The following is a 25176-nucleotide window of genomic DNA, read 5'->3' as shown; positions in this document are numbered from 1 at the left end:
CATTGATTTTATTTAAATCGTAAGCTACTGATTAACAAGGGTTTTATAATTTTGGGTGTAGGGCTGCCGCCCCGACAAACTTATCAAATAGGTATAAAACCTTTCAAATTATATAATTTGAAAGGTTTTTTTATGCTTGAATCATTCATCTGGCTCCTATTTTATTATTTGATAGGTAAACTATGGATCAAGCGTAAAAGTTGTGGAGTAAGTTGGTAAGGTATAATTTAGCCGTCAAAAAGAATCATTGGATAAATCTATCATTTCTTTGTTTCTACCTGACGGGATGCTTGACTATTTTGACGTTACTTCAGTAGAAAAGACAGTAGATAGCTATACTATTAGTTTAGCAGAGAAGAACCACTATCCGGAGGAATATGCAGGTGATAAGCTCACCTCTAAAGGCTATTTTGCAGAAATTACTGTAAAAGACTTTCCCATACGCGGCAAAGCCTGCTATCTGAAAGTAAAACGCAGAAGGTGGTTGAATGAAGACACAGAAAAGGTAGTTTTTAGAAACTGGGAATTGGTGGCTCAAGGCACGCGAATGACAAAGGAATTCGCGTCTTTTTTATCGGATCGCCGAAGCGAAAGCATTGCATCGATACTACCGCATCGGCGGTCCGAACCGGTAAGCTGTAAAAGTTTAGGCAAATACTTCCATGTAAACGGTAAGTTGTTGGAAGAGCAATATGCTGCTCATTTAAGTGACTACAGGCAATGGGATCAGTTAGAGCATGCCGAGGATTATGTTGTTTTTCCTGAGAATGTGGGTGAGCATATCACAATAGATGAGACAGCGGTATCTCAAGGTGAACTCTATACGGTAATCACTAACAAAGCAGCCAGGGGAAATAAAGGCTGCCTCATAGCCATTATCAAAGGCACTGATAGTGAAAAGGTTAAGTCCATTTTACTCAGGAAGATCCCATTGGAGAAAAGAAGGCAGGTAAAAGAGGTGACACTAGATATGGCCGCTAGCATGGAGCAGATCGTCACCAAAACATTTATCAGAGCCACATTGGTGACCGATCGTTTTCATGTACAGAAGTTGGCTTATGATGCCGTACAGGAAATGCGCATAGCTTACCGTTGGCAAGCCATTGAGCAAGAAAACCAAGAAATAGAACTCAGTAAAGAAGTAGGTAGAACCTTCATCCCCAACAGATTAGAAAACGGTGATACTCCTAAACAACTACTGGTCAGGAGCAGGTACCTGCTCTTCAAGGACAAAAGCAAATGGACGTCTTCCCAAGTCCACAGGGCAGAAATCCTGTTCAAACTCTATCCACAGCTTGAGCAAGCTTATGAATTAGCTCAAAAGCTAGGACATATATACCAAAACACTAAAGAGAAAGGTGTCGCTTTCACCAGACTGGCCAGATGGTATGACAAAGTAGAGAAGGCAGGCTTTAAATCTTTCAATACAGTCTCTAGAACCATTCAGCAACACTATAAAAATATCTTAAACTTCTTTGATAGAAGAAGTACTAATGCTGCTGCTGAATCTTTCAATGCCAAAATCAAAGCTTTCAGGTCACAGTTCAGAGGGGTGAGAAACATTAGCTTCTTCCTCTACAGACTTTCCAAAATCTATGCTTAGTACTACTGCCCCCCAGATTTATTGCTTGATCCTAAACTATTTGGTGAAGCAATATTATATGTGTTGCAGTTACCAAATTGCACGAAAAATAATGATGATTAATCGTTTACAGTATTTTGTGGATTCCACTTAGTCAGAGAAAATCTAAATCAAATAGCACTGAGAACCAGCAAGAAAAAAATTATCGAACATCATAGATAAACCCTACTAACTCTTAACACCTACTAGTACTGATACATCAAAAAGATATTGAGAATAGCATCCGAAAATCATGACCGCCCGTAAATTCTATCCAGTTTGGTTAATAACGCTTCATACATCTCTGGCCTTCCAGTTTCCAGGGTACTTTTGTTGTATTCATACATTTCTTTCAGGTTTTCCCATGTTTTACAAGGATCAGCATAATTCCACTCCACCGGGCCATTATCATCGATATAATAATTGGGTCGTTCCTGCGGAAAAGGCTTTTTGAATTTACCTGCCCAACTACTTTGAGTAGGGTCGTCAATATCATGGTTAGGGTCAATTACATATAGTACGGAAGGTGTATCACCTACTCTGAAGTACTGAGCCCATTCCTGATTTTTTGTCACATATTTCATATGAGACCCCATATACCCATACGAAGATAATTTTTCAAACATTTCTTTAGGACCATTACCTGAAAACATACCATTGTAGGTCCAGTTGATCTCCAGCCACCACATCTCATCAAATTCTTCATTCTGATAAATTGTATTTCTACCCGGGCCATTCCAATTAGGAACTGTACAATCTTCACCAGCCACTTCATCCTCTGGCCCATATTTCAATCCTGTACCAATAGTGATTAAGCGGATATTTTTAGCCAGTTCAGGGTTATTTTGTAAAGCCTTACCGATATTTTGCATATTACCCCAAACCAGTACATACAATGGGTTTTCAGGAGTGGCATTATCGGCTGCATGCTTAAATCTTGCTAATGCATCCTCTAAATCGCTGGCCAACAGATTACCTACATGCTCTGGAGTGGGGTAGCTTTTCTCCTTAAAAGCAAAAGTATTATAATCTTGGGCATAAGCATCTATAGCCAATTGACAAGCTTCCATACCTTGGGCATTCCAGCGATCAGGCACAATACCTTTGATATCAACTTCGTCAGCATACCATAATAAATGGACTAATGATTGTCGGTCATCAGGATCCCCTTGATCTATATTGATGTCAGTAAAAATAAATACTTGTGGTCTCTCCTGATTATTGGATATACTATAACAGTTGCTGGCAAGGCAAAAAAGCAAGAGGAAGCAGATGTGGTTTATAAAACGCATAAATCAAGCTTTGAAATTGAAATTCTATAAATAAAAGGTTTCATGGCTCTAAACCAGGAGCTTCAAAACTCATGGACGCATCGTCCAAGATCAATACCCAATCCATATAACGCCCGGTAGAGGGCGGTGTAAACGTTCTTACTCCCCCGTCGTTAGAAAATTCACCAATTATAGTAGATATTCCTTCCCGCGGATTATACCAGTATGCTTTTAATCGTTCCCCTTTTATTTTATCTAGCTTCACCTGAAATGACTTCCCAAAAGGAGTATAAACAAACAAATACTTTCCATCCTCTGAGCGAGCAGCCCTAATCTGTTGATCTGTGCCATTAAAAGCAAAACTGAGTATGTCCTGATCAGGGATTAAATCAAGAAAGGGTCTGGACTCAAACAGTCGGCGCACATAGCCCATCTGAAGGGCACCAGCCTGTTCTATGGCATCGTACCAGGCGATTCTTGCTCCCAGGATGGGCTCTCTGCCGGGAGCCCACATTTGCCAGATATTACTATTGCCATAAGTATGGCCAAATGCACCGGCAAGTATAGACCAATAGGCTGCCTGCCGGACATCAAGTGCCTGATGTCTGCCATTATTCAGCTCAAAACAGATTGGAATGTCTTCGTACCTGGGCTCTCCATCTAAAGTAGGTTTGACGGGTGTCAGTTGGTAATCATTTTGTGTGAACTGGTAATTTGGAAAATCCAAACCACAATGACCTGACTGAAACATGTTAAAATCCAGCCATTCGTCCTGATGAAAAAATTCTGAAGAACCACGTCCACCCATGGGATGATAGGTCATAAGATGAGCCCCTCCATCTCCTTTTTCCAGCCCCTCTGCCATCGCTCTGATAATGGCAAAATCTTCCTCTTCTTCCGGAATTCTGTCACCTCCCAAAATCCAGATGATGGGTTTGTCTTTATACCTTTTTCCTAAGTACTCTCCAAAAGTCCGGGCATTTTCAGGCGTAAAAACTTCGGGACCTACCCCCCAGCGCTTGTTGAACTTGTCTCCCCAGGTGGGTAACATGCCTACATACATACCTAATGACTCAGCCTTATCTACTATGGCATCTACATGAACAAAATAAGCTTCGTTAGGTTGGCCTGGGTCATTATTGATCAGAGGAATATCCCCATTGGCATTCGGGGTATTTAAGCCGTCCTGCTCCGCCAGTACAACTGCCTTTATCACATTAAACCCCTTTTCAGCACGATCTTCCAGGTATAAATCAGCTTCCTCCTGGTTGAGCCGGTGAAATAGCTCCCAGGCAGTGTCACCTATCCAAATAAAAGGTGTGCTATCGGATTTTACCAAAAAACGCCCATTTTCACTAACGCGTAAGTTCTGTGATATTGCTTCTTCAGAAATCAAAAAAATGAGGGTGAAAATTATAAGTGTATTAATGATACTTTTTTGCATATAAGGTGTGTGGGTTAATAATTTTCAGGTTCTTAATGGCTTTTATGTAATCACTGAAAATTGCATTTGCTGATCATATGAAAGTTGTACTCAGAAGCTTCTCGTGATTAATTCCAATGAACTTAGTCAAAGTACCATAAACTGGCTTAGAAAATTTCTACTTTGTAAGATGGAAGTTTTAACCATTTCATCTGAACTTTCAAACGAACGGTCTTCCACCTCAATACAGGTAGGGCCACGGTAGCCGATCGTAGTCAGCGCTGAGAAAAAATCACTCCAGCGAACGTCGCCTAGTCCCGGGAGTTTAGGAGAGTGAAACTCCAGGGGTGTAGCCAGTATGCCTACATCATTTAGTTTGTCACGGTAAACTTTTACATCTTTGAGGTGTACATGGTGGATACGATCTCTGAATTCAAACAAAGGCTGAACTTCATCCATCTGCATCCACACCAGATGTGAAGGATCATAGTTGAGGCCGAAATACTTACTGGGAAAGAGGTCAAACATACGTCTCCAGATGGCAGGGCTCATCGCCAGGTTCTTACCTCCCGGCCATTCGTCACCTGTGAAAAACATCGGGCAGTTTTCTATCCCGATTTTCACCTGGTGCAATTCCGCTTCTTCTATTACAGAAGGAAAACGTTCTTCAAATATCTTGAAATTATCGTCAATACTCAGCTTTGGATTTCTGCCCACAAAAGTATTGACAACTCCTACATCCAGTTTGGCTGCTGCTCTTATCACCTTTTTGATATGTGAAATCTCATGCATGGCCTTGCCCTCGTCAGCATCCAGCGGATTAGGATAATAGCCCAGTCCGGAGATAAACACATTTTTCTTTTTCAGATATTGTTTGATGTGCGCTAGCTGTGCATCATCTAATTCATCCACATTGATATGCGTGACTCCGGCATAGCGCCTTTCGGCTTTTCCCAGGGGCCAGCACATCATTTCAACACAGGCGAAATAGTTCTCGGAAGCAAAGTCCACTACTTTCTCAAAACTTTTGTTGGCCAGAATGGCACTGACAAATCCAAGTTTGAACATCGTATGGTAAGTTAGGGTCTAGTAAAATTTGTGTTCCTGCTGCTCTGTTCATTTATAATTTTGCAAAGCTCAATTCGGCTTTCCATTTTTCCAGGTAAGCTTTCAACTGCATCAGGTCCGGGCTTTGGCCTTCCTGCACATAAGCTCCGGAGGTAGCCATTCCCAACACAGCGGCTGCTCCTGTACTGCATCCGGCCAGCCGGGCAAAGCAAAAACCAGCATTCAGGTTATCTCCTCCGCCAGTAGAAATACGCGGTTTTTTCACCAGCCTTCCTTTGATATTTTGTATACCCTCTTTACTTACAATCAGGGTACGGTCCAGTGGATGGACTAGCAGAAAAGAAATTTTCATTCTGTCAAAAATGTACTGGCAGATATCTTCCAGGGGCATACTGGCAGCTATCGCTTTGCTTTCTATGCTCATCAGAGCCTGAGCCAGGCGGTAGGCTTCATTTTCGTTCAGTCCAAGCGTGACTGGCCCGTAAGTATTGTAAGCACTCATGACCTCCATCACATTGATTATCTCAGTTACCGATTTTTTGCTGGGATCTGCCAGGTCAAAGAAGTATTGACGTTTTCGGGAAGTATCAAGCTTCGGCAGTATGTCTTTCAGCACACCTTGCCATATGTTGGTAGCCAGGGGCAGGTTGCACCAGTCCACAAAGGCCAGCATGTCCATGGAATCCATCAATTCTGACAAGTAATTGGCACTATATTTCTGCAGCACATAGTTCCAGTCCAGCTTACTGAATGCGCTAACCTCGGATAAAATCAGTTTACCATCATCAAATTCCAGTGCATTGGTTTCTGCGGGATTGCCCAAAGATAATAGCGTACAATTTTCGGACATGCTCTGAAAAACCGGATGAATGCTGTCTTCCCCAAAATTACCCAGGCAGTGATTAGATAGACCCAGTCTGCCCAGCGCATGCGCCATGATGGGTGCATTACCTCCTGCCTTAATGGTTTGGTTGACCAGTTCCAACTGCGCACTTTTACCGGCAGCCTGGCCTATACGCTCAGCAAGTGCCGATATGTTATCAAAGTACTTATTCTTCAAGTCAGCTTGTGACTGGACAACCTTTTGGATACGGTCTACATAACCATCCAGGCCCACAAACATTTGTTTGTGAGTGAGAGTCCCACCGGCTTGAAGTAGCTCTTCCAGCTCATCAATAATTGACAGTAGGTTCATGCTAATGATCAGTAACCGGGCGTTTCACCATATTTGTGAGATTCACTGCTTGTACTACCTTCACCAAATCGGTTACGGGCATCGTCCAGCATAGCAGCTGTAGCAGTAGCGCCAATACGAGTAACTCCCAGCGCTTTGACCTTAAGCAGATCGTCCAGGCTACGAACGCCACCAGCAGCTTTGACCTGAATTCCTTCAGCAGTATGCTGGCGCATGAGTTTCAGGTCATGCTCAGTAGCTCCCTGATAACTGTATTTACCATCATTTCCTTTGACAAAGCCATAGCCGGTAGAGGTTTTGACAAAATCCACCTTCAGTGCGCTGCAAATTTCGCACAACTTGATTTTAAATTTATCTTCCGGAAGAAAATCGTTCTCAAAAATAACTTTAAGGATGGCTCCATGCTGATGTGTGGTATCGCATACCGCTTTAATTTCTTTTTGTACATAGTCCCAATCCTCTCCCAGTACTTTGCCAATATTGACAACCATATCAATTTCTACTGCACCGGCTTTACAGGCCTGCTCCGTTTCAAAGACTTTTACTTCAATACTGGAGTTTCCCTGTGGAAAACCAATCACTGTACCAACCAGTACATCAGAGCCTTTAAGCGCTTCCACTGCCAGCGGAATAGCATAGGGCTTAATGCATACTGATGCGACATTGTATTCTCGTGCCAGCAGGCATCCCTCCCGAAGTGTTTCGTCATCCATGGTAGGGTGCAGCAGGGAGTGATCAATCATTTTTGCGAGTTCGGTGGTCTTATCCATAGGTTTTAAATTATAAGTTGTTTATTCCATAAAGCTGCCAATGGCGTATTGCTCGGTATTGCAGTAAAGGGTGCTATACACAAAAAAATCCGGCTTGGTAGTGCCATACTTTCGGTTGATCTTCAGCAATGGGTCCCCTTTCTGCATATGAAGGAGCAGGGCCTGTTCAGCATCAGCCGAAATAGCTTTGATGTATTGCTCTACACTTTTAATACTTATCTGATAGTGAAACTGAAGGGTCTTAAACAGAGAATCTTCCACCCACTCTTTTTCCATAAATTTATTCAGGGTATCAGGTAGGTAGGTATGCTCCAGCATGACTGCTTCTTTGTCTACCTCCCTTAATCTTCTGATTACAATGCAGCCCTTTTTTGTTTCCTTTTTGCTCAATTCAAAAAAGAAATCTTCGCTCCAGGATATTTTATGCAAAGGTTGTAAAAAACGTGAGGAAGCCCGATGATCAGTACTACCTAGCACTTCAGAAAAACCACGGAAAGAAAGTAATCCCAATCGCTTGTCTTTTCTTTCTACGATACTTCCTTTGCCCTGATGTTTTCGTATAAGCCTTTCTTTCTCCAACTCTACCAGTGCCTGTCTGACCATACTTCGCGACATACTATACTCCTTGCTAAGCTGATTTTCAGATGGGAGCAAACTTCCTTCCGAAAGAGTGCCTGTCAATATCTGCTGTTTCAACAGCGCATGAAGTTGTAAGTAGCGTGGTAGGTTCATAGCTATTACCAAATTTATGTTTTTAACTTGTATATACAAGTTGAGTCGCATGTTTTTATCCTTTATCCCAATAAATTCAAATTTTCAATTGAAGAAATATTGATAAAGCGTCGTTGACTGACGTTAGGAAACAAGTGTGATTGGTAAATGATATTGACCCGAATGACTTATCCTTTTTTTAAAATCCCTTGATGTACTATCATCAGCAAGTGAAACTACTTAAAGATCTGCCTTCTCTTTCTCATATTTTACCTCAAGCAAGCAATCCTTTAAAAACTTTTCGGGGTTTAAAAATACTCCTTGCCTTGTATAGAAACTAGAAGGAATGAGAGTGTGAAATATCGTCCCTAAGCATGAAGTAAGCAGTAAGGATGTCCTTTGATCAAATACTTCTAGATAAAAGAAAAAATATGTCTCTGCCGGGCCGCGGTAGCTAATTGAGTATGAATGTAATTAATAAAGGTATGACCGGATGCCGGGCGGTAGAGTTATGCATATTTGCATGCTTAGAAAGAACCAGGTATCAGAAGAGTGAGGCCCAGTGGAACTGTTAGACGTAAAGTTACTGCAAAGCAGATTGGCAGAACCTGAGAAGGCCCGTAAACAAATTCAGTGGTTGGGGGCAGGGAGAAAGGCAACAGCGGATGAGCAGATCATAACGCATTTCAGATTGCCCAACTAAGGGAGAAAATGTTTCATAACTTATCAAAAACATATTGATAATGAGCAAATTACCGTTTATTGAATTTTCACTAAACATATGTTGAATCCGTTATAGTAATTTTGATTGATGGCTGCCTGGAGGGCATGCGTTAATTTTTCATCCGAGAAGTCGCAAAACCCATAAAAATAAATGTAACTCCCTATACATAAAGGAAGTGGCTCTGATAAATGGGAACTTTTGCTTCTCTTGGCCATCCTGATAAAACTAAATACCTGAAAATTTATTTTTTACTCCACAGGAATATTAAAGCTTTTGCAAATACCTTTCATATAACCGATGGCGAAGATTTTTCCGGTAATTTCATATCCGGCGGTAAGTCCACTACCAAAAGTATTTTGTGTTTCACCATACATGGCCGGGGCATGGTCAGGACGTAAAGGACCGGTGAACCCATGTCTATGATAATGGGGCAATATATCTTCTAGATGTGTTGGACCATTGTCATGAAAGGTTTCTCTGAATTTATATTTATCTCCTTCCACATCACGAATGTGCAAAAAAGATATTCTATCTTCTTTCAACCACCTGGCCGATAGCGAAAAGATATCCTCCTCCATGAGTTTGAAGGTAGCCTGACAAAAGGTAATGCTATTACTTGCGATGGGATTTCTTCTCCATACTCTTTCAAAAGCTTCGGCACTGGTCAGGATTCTGCCTACTCCTTTTAATGGACTGATGGGGGGATCATCGGGATGCAGCGCCATCTTCACGCCTACTTCCCGGGCTACAGGGAGAACAGCATCCAGAAAGTAAAAGAGATTGTCCCAAAGCTGGGCTTCGGTGACTCTTTGTTCTTCAGCGACAAGTTCATCTTGTATATCCTCAGCATCAAACGCACTCACCAGGGCTCCTCCTCTTTCGGCCACATCCACCCGGGTTCTGAACCAACCAATGGTTGCCATAAAATTGTAGCACAACAGTGGAATCTCCAGTTTCCCCATGTTCCTGAGCATCTGGCAGTATTTGTCAATAAGCTCATCTCTCTCTTGTAGACCGAGTTTGATGGGCGACATGTCAAACTGATCTCCCTCCAGCCCATAGAGCCTAAAACCTGCTTCTCTGAAATCACTTTGAATAGCCCGAAGGGCTTTGAAATCATAGGGAGCGGGCCTTCCTGATAGCTCAGGCATGGCTTTGGTAATCGCGTAATTCACGCCGATCTGACGGGCAAGTGTCCATTTCCGCTCCTCATATTGGGGAGGCAGAAGCATAGAAAATTTCATAAAAAAGAATATTCAGATAATTCCAGATCTTGAATGATTAAAGGCTGGAAATCTACTTAATGAGCAGTTTTTACTCTTCACTAAACCCCCGAGGATGCCAGAAAACCACCATCTACCGGAACGACGATACCGGTGACAAAAGCTGCTGCTTCATTGTCAATGAGCCAGTGCATACATCCCAGAAGTTGTTGTGCCTCACCAAATTTTTTCAGTGGCGTATGGTGCATGATGTTTTCTCCCCTTGAGGTTAAACCTTTTTCATCGGGCGTGAGCAAAATCCTCCGGGAACGGTCGTTGAGGAAAAAACCAGGAGCAATCGCATTTACCCGAATGTTAGCCGGAGCCAGATAAGTAGCCAGCCATTGGGTAAAGTTGGCTATCCCGGCCTTGGCCATGCCATAAGCCGCTACACGCGTCAGCGGACGGTAGCTGTTCATAGAGGCAATATTGATGATATTACCTTCCTTGTTTCGGGCCATATCTTTGCCGAAAACAAAGCTGGGAATCACTGTACCCATCGTATTGACATTGATCACGTCCAGAAATTTATCCATCTGCAAATTGAAGAATCCTCTGAAGTCTGGATTTTCTGCATGGAGTTCTTTCTCATCAAATGCATTGAGGGTAGTAGTCGCCGCAGCCTGATTCCCTCCTGCCCCATTGATCAGGATATGGCAAGGCCCAAAGCTCTCCAAAACTTTATTATGAGCGCTTTCTACCTCGGCCTGATTGGCTACGTCGGCTGCCACAGCCAAAGCCATACCTCCTTCCGCTTTGATTTGTTTTTCTACCTCCTGTAGCTTGGCGAGTGTTCTTCCCACCAGCACCACTTTGGCACCATTACGTGCCAGGTCTATAGCCATCGCTGAGCAGAGGGTACCTCCTGCTCCTGTCACTACGGCTACTTTATCTTTTAATCTTGTTGTCTCCATAGGTTAATTTTTAGAAGTGAGTCTGTGTTTGATGTTCAAATAACAAATACGCTCCACCAGATTTTTGAGTAATGAAAAGTCGTCTGGAAACTTACCTTCCTCCACCTGTTTACCTATCCAGTTGCAGAGTATTCTGCGGAAATACTCGTGCCGGGAGAAAGAAAGGATACTGCGGGAGTCGGTGGTCATGCCGATGAAATGACTGAGCAAAGAATGACTGGCCAACGTAGTCAATTGATTTTCCATTCCCTCCAGATGGTCATTGTACCACCAGGCCGGTCCAAACTGAATCTTACCCGGCATTCCATCTTCGGCAAAAGAGCCGGTCAGGGTAGCAAAGGGAGCATTGTCAGCAGGATTTAAGGTGTAGAGTATGGTCTGGGGTAATTTCTCTTCTTGCTCCAGGCTGTCCAGAAAAGCACACAGGCTGGCGATATCACAGGCTGAACCCATAGCGGCAAATCCACCCGTTGGCCCGGCGAGTTTTCGTAACCGGCTACTGGTATAGCGCTGTGCGCCTATATGCAACTGCATCGTCCAGCCCCGATCAGCATAAGCTTTGCCTAAAAAGGTGAGGAGATAAGACTGCAACTGTATTCTTTCATCTATGGGCAGCATTTGCTTTTCAAGCCGTTTGGCAAATAACTTTCGGGCCGCGCTTGCTGAAGTAGTTTGAAAAGTAAACCCACTATCCAGCGCATGATCAGAAAACCGACAACCTGCCTGATCCAGCACCTGCAGACGCTTCATGATCGCTTCCTCATAATCAACAAGGCTATGAACCTGAATTCCGCTTAGCGCCATCAACTTCTCCATCCATTCAGCATGATTGGGTTGATGAAAAGCCAGTATAGAATCCGCACGAAGTGAGGGCAATACTTTCAGTTTTTTGTGATTTACGCCTACTGCCAGGTGAGACTGATAGTCATCCAGCAGATCGTCGGAGGTACAGAGCATTTCTGTGTTAAACTTTTTCAGGATGTCCGTCGCGCCAAAACCATCTTCCTGCAAGAGCGCATTGCAGTGCTTCCAGATTTTTTTAGCGTTCTTTTCATTTAGAATTTTATCAATGCCGAATACCCGCTTGAGTTCCAGCGCATTCCAGTGAAATAAAGGGTTACCCAACGTATGAGGCAGGGTTTTCACCCAATGCATGTACTTGTCGTAAGGTTCGGCTTCTCCGCTGATGCCCTGCTCAGGAATTCCGTGAATACGCATCGCGCGGTGTTTGTAGGGATCAGAAGTAATCCACAATTGAGCAAGGTTATCAAACTTTTTGTTTTCTGCCAGATGCAGAGGATTAAGGTGGTTATGATAATCAATGACAGGAAGTGCTTTGGCTACTTCGTGAAAGAGCCGAACTCCTGTTTTGTTAAACAGTAAAAAGTCTTTGTGAATCAGTTTTTTCAAAGCTAATGAGATTTTATCTTTTTACGATCCTCACTTTCAAGGGCTTCCCTGACGGGTAAAAATCGCAAAGTTCCTGTAAAGAACAATTTGATGAATAATGACAGCAGGATGCAAAGTCCACCGATTGCTAAGGCAATTTTACCACTCAAGTCCGTGATGGAAAAGAGACTCATCCCAATGAACAACAGCCCGGAAAGGCTGATGGCTACTGCGAAAAGATTGGCGAGTGTGTGCTTGAAATGTGGATCTGCTTTGGTCATATCTTCTTCCCGCAAGGGAGTATTGACTTTCTCAAAAAAGTGATTTACCCGCTGCCTGACTTCCTGCTTCTGCGCTTTGAAATAACCAAAACTGATAAATACCGCAAAGCAAATCACAATCTCTATCAGGGTAGCCATTTCCCAGCTTATTCCTGGAGTGGCATTCAGTAGTAGACCAGAAACGATTCCGATAGCTACCGTAGCCAATGCACCTAAAGAGGATGTTTTTCTGAATATAATTCCAAATACCAATGGGATAGCTAACGGGATAGCAAACAGACCGGTAAGTAATTTGTTAGCCTCAAAGGCACCTCCCAATTGTCCGATAAAAAGCGAGCCGATGGTGATCACTGCCCCTACCAGTAGGATGTTGAGCCTTGCCACTTTGATAAGCAATTTATCTCCTGCTTTATTGTTGATCAGTCTCTGGTAAATGTCACTGGTCAGCACCCCTGACATTACGTTGATTTCAGAATTGAGGGAAGACATGGTGGCAGAAAACATGGCGGCAATCATCAGGCCCAATAGTCCGGCGGGCAATAGTTTGACGGCCACTCCCACATAAGCCATTTCGGGATCGGGCAGGTTGGGAAGAATGTCTACCGCTGCGATGGCTGGCAGTAAGAATACGATAGGAAAAATAAAGAACAGTACAGCAGAAAGTAAGCCTAGTTTGGTCGCTGATTTTTCATCTCTGACACTGTAAAAGCGCTGGATAAATACCCAGTTGCCATTGTATTTCAGCAAGATGACCAGATAATATACACTCAGCCAGAGCGGTTGCCCTTTAGGACCGCTGAACCACTCAAAATGTTCAGGATGAGCTTGAATCAGGTTGCCCAATCCTCCTACGACATTCAGAGTCAGGGGAATCAGCAGCACAGAAGAAAAAACCAAAATGATGAATTGCAGGGTATCCATGACCACCACTGCCCATACGCCACCAACAATAGTAAAGAGCGTGATCACAATCCCTGAAAATACGATGGCTTCCGTAAAATTGAGATTGGTAGCAGTCATCAGGAAGATGCCAATGGCGTAGAGGCGAACCATATTATCCAGGAACCGCACGCCCAAACCTGCCCAGCCAAACACCTGCCTGACCTGGGGGTTGAATCGGGTTTCCAGGTATTCTACCGGGGTGATGATTCCGGAACGCACCCATCGTTTTCCCATATAAAAAGCTGCAAAAAGGCAGGGAAAAACCGTACACCACAAGACTGTTACCCCCACCATCCCGCTGGTGTAAGCCACGCCGGCATAGGCTACAAATACAAAGGTGCTGAATAAGCCCATGAAATTACTGATGGCAGAAATGCCCCAGGGAATGGTATTACCTCCTTTAAAATAATCTTTGATGTCCTTGATGAACCAGCCAAAAAATACACCTACACCCGCCATGAGCAGCATATACAGAATGATCGCGATATAGTCCAGGTTTTGTAGTTTTTCCATCTTATGCTTTGGCTTGGTAGATTGCTGCTTTGAGCTGGGCCATCAGCCCCATTCCGAATTGAGAGATTACTCTATAGCCGCTGGATTGTAGCTCTTCTCCTCCCCGATTGATTTGTGAGACATTTCGTAGGAATCCATCCTCAGAAAGATGGGATTGCAAGCCCTCATAAGCTTTCTCTGCCATGGGTAAATATTTCTTTTTTTCTAAAATATCGACCTGACAACACCAGGCGATGGCTGCTGCTATCCCTGCGGTGGCAGAGGTATCTATGCCTGTTTCAGGCCGGTCAAGGTAGGCAGACCACATTCCTTTTCTATTTTGCAATTTGACTATCCAGGGAATATGAAAAGCCAGAAAGGCTTTTACTTTTGCTAAATCCTCCGTTCTGCCATAGCCGTTGGTATCCAGAAGACGATAGGTTTTTACCGATCCTAAGAGATACCAGGCTACACCTCTGCCCCAGTTACGGTAAGACTGCTTTCCTTCCAGATCAGCACGCTGAAAAATGGCTGAAGTTTGCCCGGACTCAATAGTAAGATGTTGCATTCTGCTGCTCAGTTGATCCAGCGCCACCTGCGCCAGAGATGCATCTTTTTTGATCACTGCCAAAGCAGCCAGAGGATAGGCCAGTGTATAGCACCCTTCTGTAGTAATATCACCGTTGAGAATAATCCCGTTTTCATTTTGATGCTCCAGCATAAAGCTGAGTCCTTTTTCCAGTGAAATATGATTAGGGTATAATCCGGCTATGGCAGTCAAAGGGAGAAAATCTTCAATACTGTTGAAGGTGCCATCTAATGGAACTGTATGAGGGTTCTCAAAAATGATCCCTTTATCATCATCCAGGAAATGCGATAGATGTAGCTTCAGCGTTTCACTTGCCTGTTCATCTCCCTGAAGATGAAGCTCATACAAAGCATCCAGCACACAGCCTCCCATCCAGCCAAAAGGGCTGAAGGAATTCATGGAATAGAGATTTTCTTCAAAAGCCTGGAGTTTGTCTTTACTTCCACCTGCCAAGAGATGAGGCTGCAATCCCTGATTGTTTTTCACATCAGCATTCTCTCTGAAAAACCAGGCCTCAGTATTGCCCTGACTCATGGTCAGTGCGACTCCCTGCTTTCGGATTTCCTTGAGATATTTTGTTTCAATCGGAATTTCAAAGGGCTGGAAAGGATGGGCAAACTTCATCACCAACAGACCCAACTCAATGCCCGATTCAGGAAGGTAAACCCGTATGATTTTCTCCTCTCTGAAGTCCAGGGCGGCTGTAATCCGCAGATAAACAGGTGAATTGATTGCTTTACTATCCAGGCTGTTGAAATACAAAATCGTTGGCGCTTCACCCGACTGAGCTGAAACCACCGGCATACTTTTCCATCCCAGCGGAATACGCTTCTTTTCAGGAATGAAAACATTAGGAAAAGAGGAAGCAGAAGCTAAGTGCCTAAGTGCTGATGTATCTTCCGGATAGAAGTTCATGGCAAAAGGCAACTTCCTACCCGCCAGTAAGGAGGCTGAAAATAAAGATGATTTTTGTATAAATGTTCTTCTTTCCATCAAGCTGATTTTGCTATTGACTGCTAATCTTTATAGGCATCAAACTTATTCTGACTTTTATTTTCCAACTGATAGGTATTCACCAGCAGATTCAAGATATCTTCTGTGTGGGTTTGCACCTGGGAAATATTCATTTTCTTGTCTCCTCTGTACCAATGCTTCCACTTTTCACCAGAAGAAGCTAGTTTTTTCGCTTCATCTATTTGCGATATATGTTGATAAGCCTCCAGCAAATGCTGATGAATTTGCTGGGTATTTTCTTCCTCCAAAGCAAGCTGGGCAAGGATGACATCTTCCAGCCAAAGGTTAAGTGCCAGAATAATTTGATGCTGTGCTTTTAAATTGACCTGAAAAAATTTCAAGGTATCACCTTTCAGTTGTTTTTCAATTTCGGCGATATTTCCGTTAATGGCTTCAAAATCCTGAATCTGCTCCTGAAGACGGGGAAGTAATTCAGGGGGTGTCATGCTGCTTTCAGGATGCATATCAGACAGGTACTTGCTTCCCCAACTCTGCACTTCCGAATTTTGCGTTTTCTGTATTTTCAGCCTTTCATACTTCTGAGGGTCATTGATTTGTAACTGGATACCATCCAGTACCTTTCTTCCAAATGACCTTGTCTGACCATCCAGCAGAAAGGGCGTTCCGGTGGTTTCGTGGATCTGATAGCCGTCAAAAAACTGCTGATACAGCTGTTGGACTTCCTTTCCTGATTTTCCAAAATGATCCTCAAACCATGTACTTAAAAATTCCTCTGTCCTGAAATCATCCATGTTGTAGAGCATGGCGGAGGAAGCTTCTATACCCAAAATAAATTCTCTGACATTGGATACATTCATGATGGCATAATCTGAAGCCTGATGCGCTACCGCTTCTCTGAACATCTCATAGGTCTTCTGAGGGGGGACCGCCTGCACCAGATGAGGACCAGAACCCCAAAGCTGATGATGGTAGTACACGCCATATTGGTTGGCCGGATTCCTTGGGGTATCATAAAAATCCTGCTGCCACTTCCAGCCGGGACTGTTGTCGGCAAAGATGATCAGCATACTGTCAGGAAAATTCAGGTGTCCCTCCTGATTCAGGCCCGCTCCTTCTGCCCAAAGGGTGGTAGATAAAATCGGCTTTTCGCTACTGTCCAATGCGTCAATCATTTCACTTTGCACCTTGATCGCTTCTGAAATAATCGCTCCGCGTTCAGCACCTGATTGGGGTACCCCCGGATCAGCCATCCACATGGGGCGATCACCAATTCCTCTTAGTCCTACCTGCCAGATGACATTGGGGTATTTGGCCCAACGTTCTGCATACTCTTTCCAGGTCTGCGTGATCTTTTCTGGTTCACTGTAAAAAGAAAACAAAGGTTCTTCTCCTTTTTCTTTCCAGTAATTTTGATAGGCAAAAGCGCTCACCCCCATAGGTTCTACGTGATGCATGGAGACAAACAGGCCACGGCGGGAGGCTTCTTCCACGAGTTTTTCCTCGGCTGGATTTCTGATGTCTACAAAACTCGCAGGTATGGCCAGGTTCATGCGCAGTCTCAGCATAGTTTCAAATACCGGCCGGATCACCTCAGGATGCACCACTTGTCCGTAGTAAGGGTAATTTATATTTCTGACACCTCCCCTGTTCTTCCATTCGGTGAGCAGATCTTCATCATTGATAAACCAGCCTCTGTAGGTAAAGCTGGGTTCATCCTGCCGAATGCTTACATGATCCCACGATAGCGAACTGCGTTGCTCAGGTTCAAGTCCGCTCCAGTAATAGGTAGGGTCTACCCCCAGATATGCTTCAATGAAGTGATAAATGGCAAACATGGTGGCCCGCTCATCGCTCCCGGCAAATACCAGTTTTTTGTCCTCTTCATGAACAATATCCTGTACCACATAAGACTCCCATTTCCCTTTCAGCGTATCCAGTTCAGCAAGGATTTGCACTGCCTGTTCTGCCTGACTTTCTTCGGCAAGGTTGAAAACCAAAAGCTTTCCCTCATGTTGCTGATCAGTAATACCCAGCTGTTTTCCACTGATTTTTTCTACATCAGTGATCAGATCCTGTACTGCCAGACGGATAGGATCAGAGGTAGTGGCAGGCAAATAAATACTGGATTGCTGCGCTTCATCCGTGAGGATAAATGTTTCTTGCTGTGTTTGGCAGGCACCAACTATACAGAGTCCTAACAGAACGGGCAGGAATCCAGGAAGAATCATCTTTAATTTCATTCCACTACCATGGTTTTTTCAGTGATCATAATGGGTACATCCAGAATGGGTAAATCCTTGATCTGAAGCACACCCTCCTGTGATTGCAAGCTACTTTGGGGTATCTCATAAATTTTACCAGAAAGCAAATCAATGTATACTGGCTCATGAAAACCAATGCCCTGCATGCTCACATCCGTTGCTTTCGGTTGAAGCGCATCGTCAGGACGCTCATCCGAGAACCATAGGGTTAGCATTTTTTTATCTCCTTCCTCTGTCTGAAAGGCATAAGCGGTAATTTCCTGATCGGCATTGCTTTCCAAGCTAAATGCCGGGATTGTTTGTACCGGCTGATCCATCACAGATACTAAGTTTTGAACCGCATAATAAGATGGCTTCACATAGGCAATAGAACCGTCGGGATTCGCTCTCAGTAATCCTTTGGAGTTCAGCCCTGTCATGTGGTCTCCCTTGGCATAATGCAGATCGGACATGGTAAACACATTGGTGACTGCTATGCCGTGACCTTTATCTCCGAGCATGCGTCTTAAAAACCATTTGGCCTGTGAAATTTCTGTCCAGTCCAGATTGGTCATTGCACCCACCGTCTGATCTGCGGGAGTGGAAGGCGCTCCATTTTCACCCTGCCACAATTCTATAGATGCATCATAGCTTTTTGCCAAATCTCTCAATTTGCTGACATACTCGTAGGAATCTTCGGGCCGGGGAGCATAACCGTGGTAGGTGATGATATCTACCAGATCCAGCTTGTTTTGCGCTTTCAGGTAGTTTAAGAAAGTATCCACATATTCGTCCCTACTAATTCCGGCCAGCCCTATGGCCATCAGCACTGCATCTGGCTGGTACTTCTTGATAATATCGGCAGTTCTGATATAAAAACGGGCATATTCCTCTGCCGTAATGGTTTTGGAGATATCCGGCTCATTCCAGATTTCCCAGTAGGTGATCCTGTCTTTATAACGCTTCACCATTTGCGCTGCCCACTTGTCCCAGGCTTTGAGTGCTTCCTCAGAGGTGGGAATTCCTCCCGCTAAAGCAGCCTCTCCACCGCCTTTGTAGATAGGATTCCCATAAGAAAGCTCAACCCAGGGTTGCACATCCTGAGCTAAGGCATCATCTATGATCTCATCCAGCCAGGTAAAGTCGTATTTCCCTTTTTCTTTCTCAGATTTAGCCCACCCCCCTTGCAGTCGGATGAATGGTATGCCCAGCGGACCCAGATATTGTTTATAAGCCTGGAAATTCGCATAATCACGATCCAGCGTTTCTCCTCCAATGCTCCAGGGAGCTGCCTGATTTTCCCGGGCATGTTGGGATGATATTTTACCAACATATGCATAAGGCACATTAAGCTCAGGATTGCTGACTTGTTGGGCAAATGAAGTTTGAAGGAGACAAAAACAATGGTATACCAGACAACAAATTAGGAATGTGCAGATACGTTCTAATCTTTTTCTGTTCATTTCAGTACGTTTAATATTTAAAGTACAAAGCTTAATTCTTTTTCAACTTGCTCCGATACTATCCAAAGCAAATCACCTTCTATCAATATCCAGTATTTTGCTCAAGATTACCATTGATGTTGGCTTCTATTTCTCCTGCGGGAATGGGCCATAAGGCGTGATAATCCTGAATTTCGTCGCCGTTGTGGGCATTGTATAAACGCACTCGTTCTACCAGTTTCCCCAGCCTTTGAAGGGTAATCCGACGGTCTTCTTCCAGACTCAACTCCCTGGCACGTTCATCCAAAATATAGTCAATCGTAACTTCTCCGGGGGTAACAGGGATGGCATTAGCACGAAGACGGACTTGATTGATGTCATCTGCCGCATTTGTCAATTCGCCTTTACCCAGATAGGCTTCTGCCCTCAACAAATAGGTTTCCGCTAACCTCAAGTAGTATTGATCAGTATAGGTGGTGCCCCCACCAGCCGTCAGGAGTCCTAACTCCCTGTCAGCATAAAGGGCATCAGGATGCTGGCCTGGGGTCGTAACTTTACTTAGCCAGGGGTACCAGCGCCAGCTTTGTGCCAGCAGGTTAGGTCCCGGATATTTCACGGCACTGGAATCAAACCAGGCAGATGCCGGGTCGTCATAGCGATAGTCCCTGATATAATTGAATTCTGAATTCCGAACATCATTTTCAAAATCCAATTCCCACAGTTCATTTTCAAAGAAAGTGGTAGGTCTCATGAAGGACACTCCACGACCGCCAGTATTCAAGTCTGAACGCCAGCCCAGGGAAGCCGGTACACCATCAGGATCTACCAGGGTAAAGATAGCAGGAGCATGAATACGCTCTAATGGATTGCCGGTAATGCTGGTTGATGAAAGGTATCCACCCGGTACGTCTGTCTCCATCTGTGCCACCCAGATGGCTTCCATATTGCCACCGGATCGGTTTTGATTTCCTCTTCTGAACAAATCATAATAGACATCTCCAGGTTCACCGGCCCGGGAACCGAAACGTTCAGTCATAAGCGCCGTATTTGGATTGTCAATTACCACCGAGGCAGCAGCAATAGCCTGGTCCCACTCCTCCAGCACTATATAAGTTTCTGCCAGCAGATGTTGTGCCACCAGATTGGAAAGCCTGCCGTCATCTACCTGATCAATAGGAGGAAGATTATTGGCCGCAAAAGTAGCATCGTCTATAATCTGGGATAGTATTTCATCTCGTGAGGCTCTGGTAAAATCTGTTTTTGGAGAGGTCACCTCGTTTAATAAAAGTGGAACTCCACCATACAAATGGACCAGATTCCTGTAAGCATGCGCCCGAAAATATCTAGCTTCACTTTCAATGAGCAGCTTTTGTTCATCATTAAGATTAGGGTTTTCAGCGACACGGTCAATGATCGTATTTGCGCTTGTCACAATTTTGTATAAACGACTCCAATGCCACTCCGTCATGCCCCCAGTAGGATTCAGCGTAACGTTATAATCCCCAAATCTATTGTTGGCGGTAGACTCCCGGGCATCAAACATGATGTCTGTCCCATAAATATAGGCCTGGGAATTTTCGTTCGCATTATAACGCAAATCACGCAGTTGTGCATACAAATCAAACACCGCGCTTTCAAAGTTTGCATAAGTAACAAACGAATTGCCCGGGCTAAAAAAATCCAGAGGTTCTTCTTCCAGGAATTCATCTTCGTTGCAGGATACCACACTCATCATGAGAGCAATCCACAGAAAACAGTATAATGTATATTTATTCATGTCAGTAAAATTCTTTGATTACAATGAAATGTCCAGACCTAGCGTAAAGCCGCGCATCACAGGCAGAGCACTTCTTAGTCTGCTATTATCATCCCCAACTTGCTGATTGGCTCCCAACCCCTGCCCTGTCTCCGGGTCCCAGCCCTCCCAATCGGTAAGGGTGATCAGGTTTTTGCCACTGATGAAAACCTTGAGACTTTGCAGTCCGATGCGTTCGGTGAGGCTAGACCTTAGATTATAGGAAAGGGAAATGTCTTGCAGCCGGACAAAATTACGAGCAAAATATCTCTGGCCGCCAATGGAAGCATCCGGCCCGGAACGGCGATAAATAGCATCAGGATTGGAAGGTGTCCAGTAGTCAATCTCTGCAAACCAGTTGCTTGCCTGTGCTGTGCCGGGGGTACCATAACCTCCATCCCAGGGGTTATTTAATCCTAAATAGCCATCATTGCCTCCCTGAATGGATTTGATAAAAAACTTAAAAGCAAAATCCTTGTAACGCAGCGTATTCTGAATACCAAACTGGTAGGCAGGCTCTTCACGCCCCAGAATAGTTCTATCTCCCTGAGGTGTAATATTACCATCCCCATCCAGGTCACGGAGTTTGTAAAGTCCGGGAGCAAATCCATCGGGAATCTCTTCTGCTTCGTCAACCTGCCATATACCATCAACAACATACCCATAGATGGCCCCGATGGGCTCACCAATAAACAATCCGTTGGCGATCAGATCATCTTCCTGTCCATCACCATCGCGATCCAGTCCCAGGAGGGTTTCAATGCGGTTATTGTTGGAAGCGAAGTTGAAAGCCAGATCCCAGCTAAAGTTGCCAGTGCGCACCGGGCTGGTGTTGAGTATCGCTTCCAGGCCGGTATTGCTGATCTCTCCAACGTTGGAAGCAATATTTTCAAATCCGGTAATTTCAGGAAGCACAAAATTCCAGAGCAGATCGGTGGTGGTAGATTGGTAATAATCAATACTACCTGAAACTCTGCTGTTGAGCACTTCAAAATCTACACCCAGGTTGATCCCACTCGTTCTTTCCCACGAAAGATCGGGGTTGGAAAGGGAACTCATTCTTTGTCCGTTTACGGTACTTCCTCCATCACCAAATACATATTGTGATTCTGCTCCCGCACTTACTTGGGCCAACGAACTATAGCGGCTGGTGAGGTTACCATTGATGCCATAGCTGGCTCGTATTTTCAGGAAGTTAATATTCGCTGCATTAGCCAGAAAGTTTTCTTCCGAGAGCACCCATCCCAAACCCAGTGAGGGAAAAAGTCCAAACTTATTGTTTTCAGAAAAACCACTGAATCCATCCCGACGAAGGGTAGCTGTCAGCAGGTATTTATTTTTGAAATCGTAATTGATCCGGCCCATCTGGTACAAATAGCTTTCTTCCCAGGCCGCTGAATAAATTCTTTGGATCACGGCCTGCTCCAGGCTGTTGTACGATAATGTCAGATTGGAAAAGTTTGTCCCTTCGGCACGGTTCTCATCAAAATTGATCTTGTTGAAACCGTACAAGAAGGTCACATCAAGATGATGATTGCCAAATTCTCTCTTATAGTTGACGATATTGTCAAACAGCATATCGTAGGTGGCGCGATTGATCTTGATGGCTCTCCCTGCCTGACCTTCATCATAAGGATTAGCACTGCTCAGCGCATCCCAGCGGTAATTATTGCTGAAGTTGGCCCGATAGCTAAGACCTTCTATTTGTGGAATCCTTAGCTGCGCATAAAATATTCCTGAAAGATTGTTTCTAAGGTCACGGTCATCAGAAGCGCTTTGCAAAAATGGATTCAGGCGATTATCACCCAGAGGATTGATTATCAGTTCTCCATTCTCATCCCGAGGGGCTGCCAGAGGACTCATTTGAGGGAGTTGAGCCAGTTGAGGACTTTCACCAGAATAATCGGAAAAAGAACCAAATGTATTGGCTCCGATGGTGAGCCATTCTGTAATCTCAGTATCTACATTGATTCTGGCAGTCACCCTGCGGTACTTATCATTGAGCATCCAGCCTTTCTGATTGGTATATCCTCCAGAAAGAAAATAGGAAGATTTATCGCTACTTCCCCTCACACTCAGCTGGTGATCGGTAATAAATCCCGGATCAGTGACTTCATCATACCAGTCATAATCCGTTCCATTCGCCAACCCTTCCAGCAAGGGAGGAAAAAATCCGGTATCATTTTCAAGCGTCCAGTCCGGGTTTTCCTGGGTATAATCCGGTGCCAGAAATCCATTTTCCCAGTCAATATCTCTTGCTTTCTTTAGAAACCCTTCTCTGCCCAGCGGTGTAAGCTCGTTGGCAGGCGTCTGGGTAGTATAGTATCCGCTATAATTGATGATGGGTTTCTGCGCAGATTTCCCGTTTTTTGTAGTGATCAGCACGACGCCATTAGCAGCCTGTGCTCCGTAAACTGCTTTGCTGCTGGCATCTTTCAGCACATCTACTGAGGCAATATCTCTGGGATTGATATCGGCGATTCTACCACGGTAAATAATACCATCCAGGACAATTAGGGGTTCCTGATTTCCATTGATACTGGACTGTCCACGGATTTGTATGTCAGGTTCTTCGCCTGCTGTAGAGGTTTGCCCTATGTTAATACCGGGAACAGAACCACTTAAGGATTGCAGTACATTGGTATTGGGTGATTCTTCAAAAGCTTCTAAAGGGGCTGAAACCAGTGAACCTGTCAGATCTTCTCGTTTCTGGGTACCATAGCCGACTACAACTACTTCTGAAAGAGAGGTGATGTCCTGGCTGAGTGCCAGATCAATGACAGACCTCCCATTCAATGCTATTTCTTCTCTTACGTAACCAATAGATGAAAACACAAGGGTAACATTCTGATCTGCTACCTGAAGACTGTATTTTCCATCAACATCACTCACGGTACCTGTGGTAGTGCCCTTCACGATGATATTCACTCCTGGGATGGGGTTATTCTCATCATCTGTAATGGTACCACTGACTGTGTTAGATTGAGCAAGTGCGTAGGTTGTTGTAAGGAAGGTCATCAATATCAGTACATAGATATTTTTCATGCCTTTTTATTTTATATTATAAAATATTGTTTTACAATTCAAACTTATTCATTTGCATTTTATTATCCAACAAAATTTTTAAGAAAATATTAATCCTATAGGTTGATAAACAGCTCTTTTTATTCTGATCATAAAATTTCTCAATATTATTGGGGTAAGATATTATGAAAGAATATTTTATAATATAAAATATATTATTATCATTGCATTGTGTATTTTATGCATTCACTCAATGCACATTCATCATGATCCAAGTATTACATAGAGCCTTTGATATTCTGGAATTCATCGCCAATAGCGGAAGAAAAGACGTGCCTCTCAAGGACATCGCTGACGGGCTTAACCTGAATCACGGTACCTGTGCCAATATCATCAAGACCATGCTTGACAGGAATTACCTTCAGAAAACAGCCAGCAAAGGCTATGGTATTGGGACTATGCCCTATTTCATCACTGGTGATTTTTCTGATACCCTGGGCTTAGTTAAAGCAGCTACACTTCCGATGGAAAAGCTGACTGAAACCATCAATGAAAGCTGTATGCTGGGTATTTTGAGAAACGATATCCGGATTAGTATCCATGAAGTACAGGCCAATCAGGAGCTAAGGGTAATTAATAAAAAAGAAAAGCCGGTATACCAGACAGCTTCGGGAAGAGTTTTGCTGGCATATCTGCCGGAAACGAAAATTAAAGAGCATATCAAAAAGTACGGACTGCCTGATCCGGAGGTATGGGAGGATATTCATGATGAAGAGGACCTTTTGGTTGAACTGAATAAAATCAGAAAAAAAGGTATGGCTGTGCAGGTTACCAAAACCCAAATATTAGGTGTAGCAGTACCTATTGAACTGGAGAAGCTGGTACACGCCAGTCTGGGGGTCTTCTTACCGGAATTTAGATTTAACAATGATACACGAGAGAACATTGTGGCTCAAATGCAAGAGACAGCTCAGGCAATTGCAGCAAATCTAAAAATGGAAGCCAATCCTCAGCATGAAATAAAAAAAGTTAATAAATAAAAAAACTA

General features: G+C 43.9%; 17 protein-coding genes. 2 read left to right on the top strand and 15 right to left on the bottom strand.

Features of this window, described 5'->3' with window-relative positions:
- Positions 1 to 247 precede the first annotated feature (247 nt).
- Positions 248 to 1603 carry an ISAon1 family transposase gene (locus tag WJR50_RS26950; RefSeq protein ID WP_445223494.1) on the top strand — a complete coding sequence of 452 codons (1356 nt, stop codon included), beginning with the start codon at positions 248 to 250 and terminating at the stop codon, positions 1601 to 1603.
- Positions 1604 to 1872: 269 nt separating this feature from the next.
- Here WJR50_RS26950 and WJR50_RS26945 read toward each other — a convergent pair whose 3' ends face one another.
- The 15 genes from WJR50_RS26945 to WJR50_RS26875 all read right to left on the bottom strand — a co-directional run bounded on the left by WJR50_RS26945 (position 1873) and on the right by WJR50_RS26875 (position 24149).
- The gene (locus tag WJR50_RS26945; RefSeq protein ID WP_341296421.1) at positions 1873 to 2913 is read right to left on the bottom strand and encodes a nucleoside hydrolase-like domain-containing protein; all 1041 of its coding nucleotides are present in this window, start codon (positions 2911 to 2913) and stop codon (positions 1873 to 1875) included.
- A gap of 40 nt (positions 2914 to 2953) precedes the next feature.
- Entirely contained in the window at positions 2954 to 4336 is a 1383-nt protein-coding gene (locus WJR50_RS26940) for a glycoside hydrolase family 140 protein (RefSeq protein WP_341296420.1), read from the bottom strand.
- Positions 4337 to 4462: 126 nt separating this feature from the next.
- Positions 4463 to 5383 (bottom strand): sugar phosphate isomerase/epimerase family protein, encoded by a 921-nt coding sequence (locus WJR50_RS26935; protein ID WP_341296419.1) that lies wholly within the window; start codon positions 5381 to 5383, stop codon positions 4463 to 4465.
- 52 nt (positions 5384 to 5435) lie between these two features.
- The gene (locus WJR50_RS26930; protein WP_341296418.1) at positions 5436 to 6578 is read right to left on the bottom strand and encodes a hypothetical protein; all 1143 of its coding nucleotides are present in this window, start codon (positions 6576 to 6578) and stop codon (positions 5436 to 5438) included.
- Between the two features lie 8 nt (positions 6579 to 6586).
- Positions 6587 to 7348: a deoxyribose-phosphate aldolase gene (gene deoC, locus WJR50_RS26925; protein WP_341296417.1), complete on the bottom strand. Its 762-nt coding sequence runs from the start codon at positions 7346 to 7348 to the stop codon at positions 6587 to 6589.
- A 21-nt stretch (positions 7349 to 7369) separates the two neighbouring features.
- Positions 7370 to 8080: a GntR family transcriptional regulator gene (locus WJR50_RS26920; protein ID WP_341296416.1), complete on the bottom strand. Its 711-nt coding sequence runs from the start codon at positions 8078 to 8080 to the stop codon at positions 7370 to 7372.
- 951 nt (positions 8081 to 9031) lie between these two features.
- A complete protein-coding gene (locus WJR50_RS26915) occupies positions 9032 to 10027 on the bottom strand; it encodes a mannonate dehydratase (RefSeq protein WP_341296415.1) in 996 nt (331 codons plus the stop codon).
- 80 nt (positions 10028 to 10107) lie between these two features.
- Positions 10108 to 10959 (bottom strand): SDR family oxidoreductase, encoded by an 852-nt coding sequence (locus WJR50_RS26910; RefSeq protein WP_341296414.1) that lies wholly within the window; start codon positions 10957 to 10959, stop codon positions 10108 to 10110.
- A 3-nt stretch (positions 10960 to 10962) separates the two neighbouring features.
- Positions 10963 to 12369, bottom strand: a complete 1407-nt coding sequence (uxaC, locus tag WJR50_RS26905; RefSeq protein ID WP_341296413.1) for a glucuronate isomerase — start codon at positions 12367 to 12369, stop codon at positions 10963 to 10965.
- 2 nt (positions 12370 to 12371) lie between these two features.
- A complete protein-coding gene (locus tag WJR50_RS26900; RefSeq protein WP_341296412.1) occupies positions 12372 to 14084 on the bottom strand; it encodes a sodium:solute symporter family transporter in 1713 nt (570 codons plus the stop codon).
- A gap of 1 nt (position 14085) precedes the next feature.
- Positions 14086 to 15645: a glycoside hydrolase family 88 protein gene (locus tag WJR50_RS26895; RefSeq protein ID WP_341296411.1), complete on the bottom strand. Its 1560-nt coding sequence runs from the start codon at positions 15643 to 15645 to the stop codon at positions 14086 to 14088.
- Positions 15646 to 15668: 23 nt separating this feature from the next.
- On the bottom strand, positions 15669 to 17867 hold the full coding sequence (locus WJR50_RS26890) for a glycosyl hydrolase 115 family protein (protein ID WP_341296410.1): 2199 nt from the start codon (positions 17865 to 17867) through the stop codon (positions 15669 to 15671).
- Positions 17864 to 19330 carry a GH39 family glycosyl hydrolase gene (locus tag WJR50_RS26885; RefSeq protein WP_341296409.1) on the bottom strand — a complete coding sequence of 489 codons (1467 nt, stop codon included), beginning with the start codon at positions 19328 to 19330 and terminating at the stop codon, positions 17864 to 17866. Before WJR50_RS26885 ends, WJR50_RS26890 begins: the two co-directional genes overlap by 4 nt.
- Positions 19331 to 19412: 82 nt before the next feature.
- Positions 19413 to 21086: a RagB/SusD family nutrient uptake outer membrane protein gene (locus WJR50_RS26880; protein ID WP_341296408.1), complete on the bottom strand. Its 1674-nt coding sequence runs from the start codon at positions 21084 to 21086 to the stop codon at positions 19413 to 19415.
- 18 nt (positions 21087 to 21104) lie between these two features.
- A complete protein-coding gene (locus WJR50_RS26875) occupies positions 21105 to 24149 on the bottom strand; it encodes a SusC/RagA family TonB-linked outer membrane protein (RefSeq protein ID WP_341296407.1) in 3045 nt (1014 codons plus the stop codon).
- A 245-nt stretch (positions 24150 to 24394) separates the two neighbouring features.
- Here WJR50_RS26875 and WJR50_RS26870 point away from each other — a divergent pair, with 245 nt between their 5' ends.
- The gene (locus tag WJR50_RS26870; protein WP_341296406.1) at positions 24395 to 25168 is read left to right on the top strand and encodes an IclR family transcriptional regulator; all 774 of its coding nucleotides are present in this window, start codon (positions 24395 to 24397) and stop codon (positions 25166 to 25168) included.
- Positions 25169 to 25176: the final 8 nt, after the last annotated feature.

Source organism: Catalinimonas locisalis (genome assembly GCF_038039535.1).
GTDB lineage: Bacteria > Bacteroidota > Bacteroidia > Cytophagales > Cyclobacteriaceae > Catalinimonas.
This window is presented reverse-complemented; position numbering and strand designations above follow the sequence as displayed.

Bases quoted from the DNA above. Each gene is read 5' to 3' on its own strand.
- WJR50_RS26945 (WP_341296421.1), bottom strand. From the start codon at position 2,913: ATGCGTTTTATAAACCACATCTGCTTCCTCTTGCTTTTTTGCCTTGCC.
- WJR50_RS26940 (WP_341296420.1), bottom strand. From the start codon at position 4,336: ATGCAAAAAAGTATCATTAATACACTTATAATTTTCACCCTCATTTTT.
- WJR50_RS26935 (WP_341296419.1), bottom strand. From the start codon at position 5,383: ATGTTCAAACTTGGATTTGTCAGTGCCATTCTGGCCAACAAAAGTTTT.
- WJR50_RS26930 (WP_341296418.1), bottom strand. From the start codon at position 6,578: ATGAACCTACTGTCAATTATTGATGAGCTGGAAGAGCTACTTCAAGCC.
- deoC (WP_341296417.1), bottom strand. From the start codon at position 7,348: ATGGATAAGACCACCGAACTCGCAAAAATGATTGATCACTCCCTGCTG.
- WJR50_RS26920 (WP_341296416.1), bottom strand. From the start codon at position 8,080: ATGAACCTACCACGCTACTTACAACTTCATGCGCTGTTGAAACAGCAG.
- WJR50_RS26915 (WP_341296415.1), bottom strand. From the start codon at position 10,027: ATGAAATTTTCTATGCTTCTGCCTCCCCAATATGAGGAGCGGAAATGG.
- WJR50_RS26910 (WP_341296414.1), bottom strand. From the start codon at position 10,959: ATGGAGACAACAAGATTAAAAGATAAAGTAGCCGTAGTGACAGGAGCA.
- WJR50_RS26900 (WP_341296412.1), bottom strand. From the start codon at position 14,084: ATGGAAAAACTACAAAACCTGGACTATATCGCGATCATTCTGTATATG.
- WJR50_RS26895 (WP_341296411.1), bottom strand. From the start codon at position 15,645: ATGGAAAGAAGAACATTTATACAAAAATCATCTTTATTTTCAGCCTCC.
- WJR50_RS26890 (WP_341296410.1), bottom strand. From the start codon at position 17,867: ATGAAATTAAAGATGATTCTTCCTGGATTCCTGCCCGTTCTGTTAGGA.
- WJR50_RS26885 (WP_341296409.1), bottom strand. From the start codon at position 19,330: ATGAACAGAAAAAGATTAGAACGTATCTGCACATTCCTAATTTGTTGT.
- WJR50_RS26880 (WP_341296408.1), bottom strand. From the start codon at position 21,086: ATGAATAAATATACATTATACTGTTTTCTGTGGATTGCTCTCATGATG.
- WJR50_RS26875 (WP_341296407.1), bottom strand. From the start codon at position 24,149: ATGAAAAATATCTATGTACTGATATTGATGACCTTCCTTACAACAACC.
- WJR50_RS26870 (WP_341296406.1), top strand. From the start codon at position 24,395: ATGATCCAAGTATTACATAGAGCCTTTGATATTCTGGAATTCATCGCC.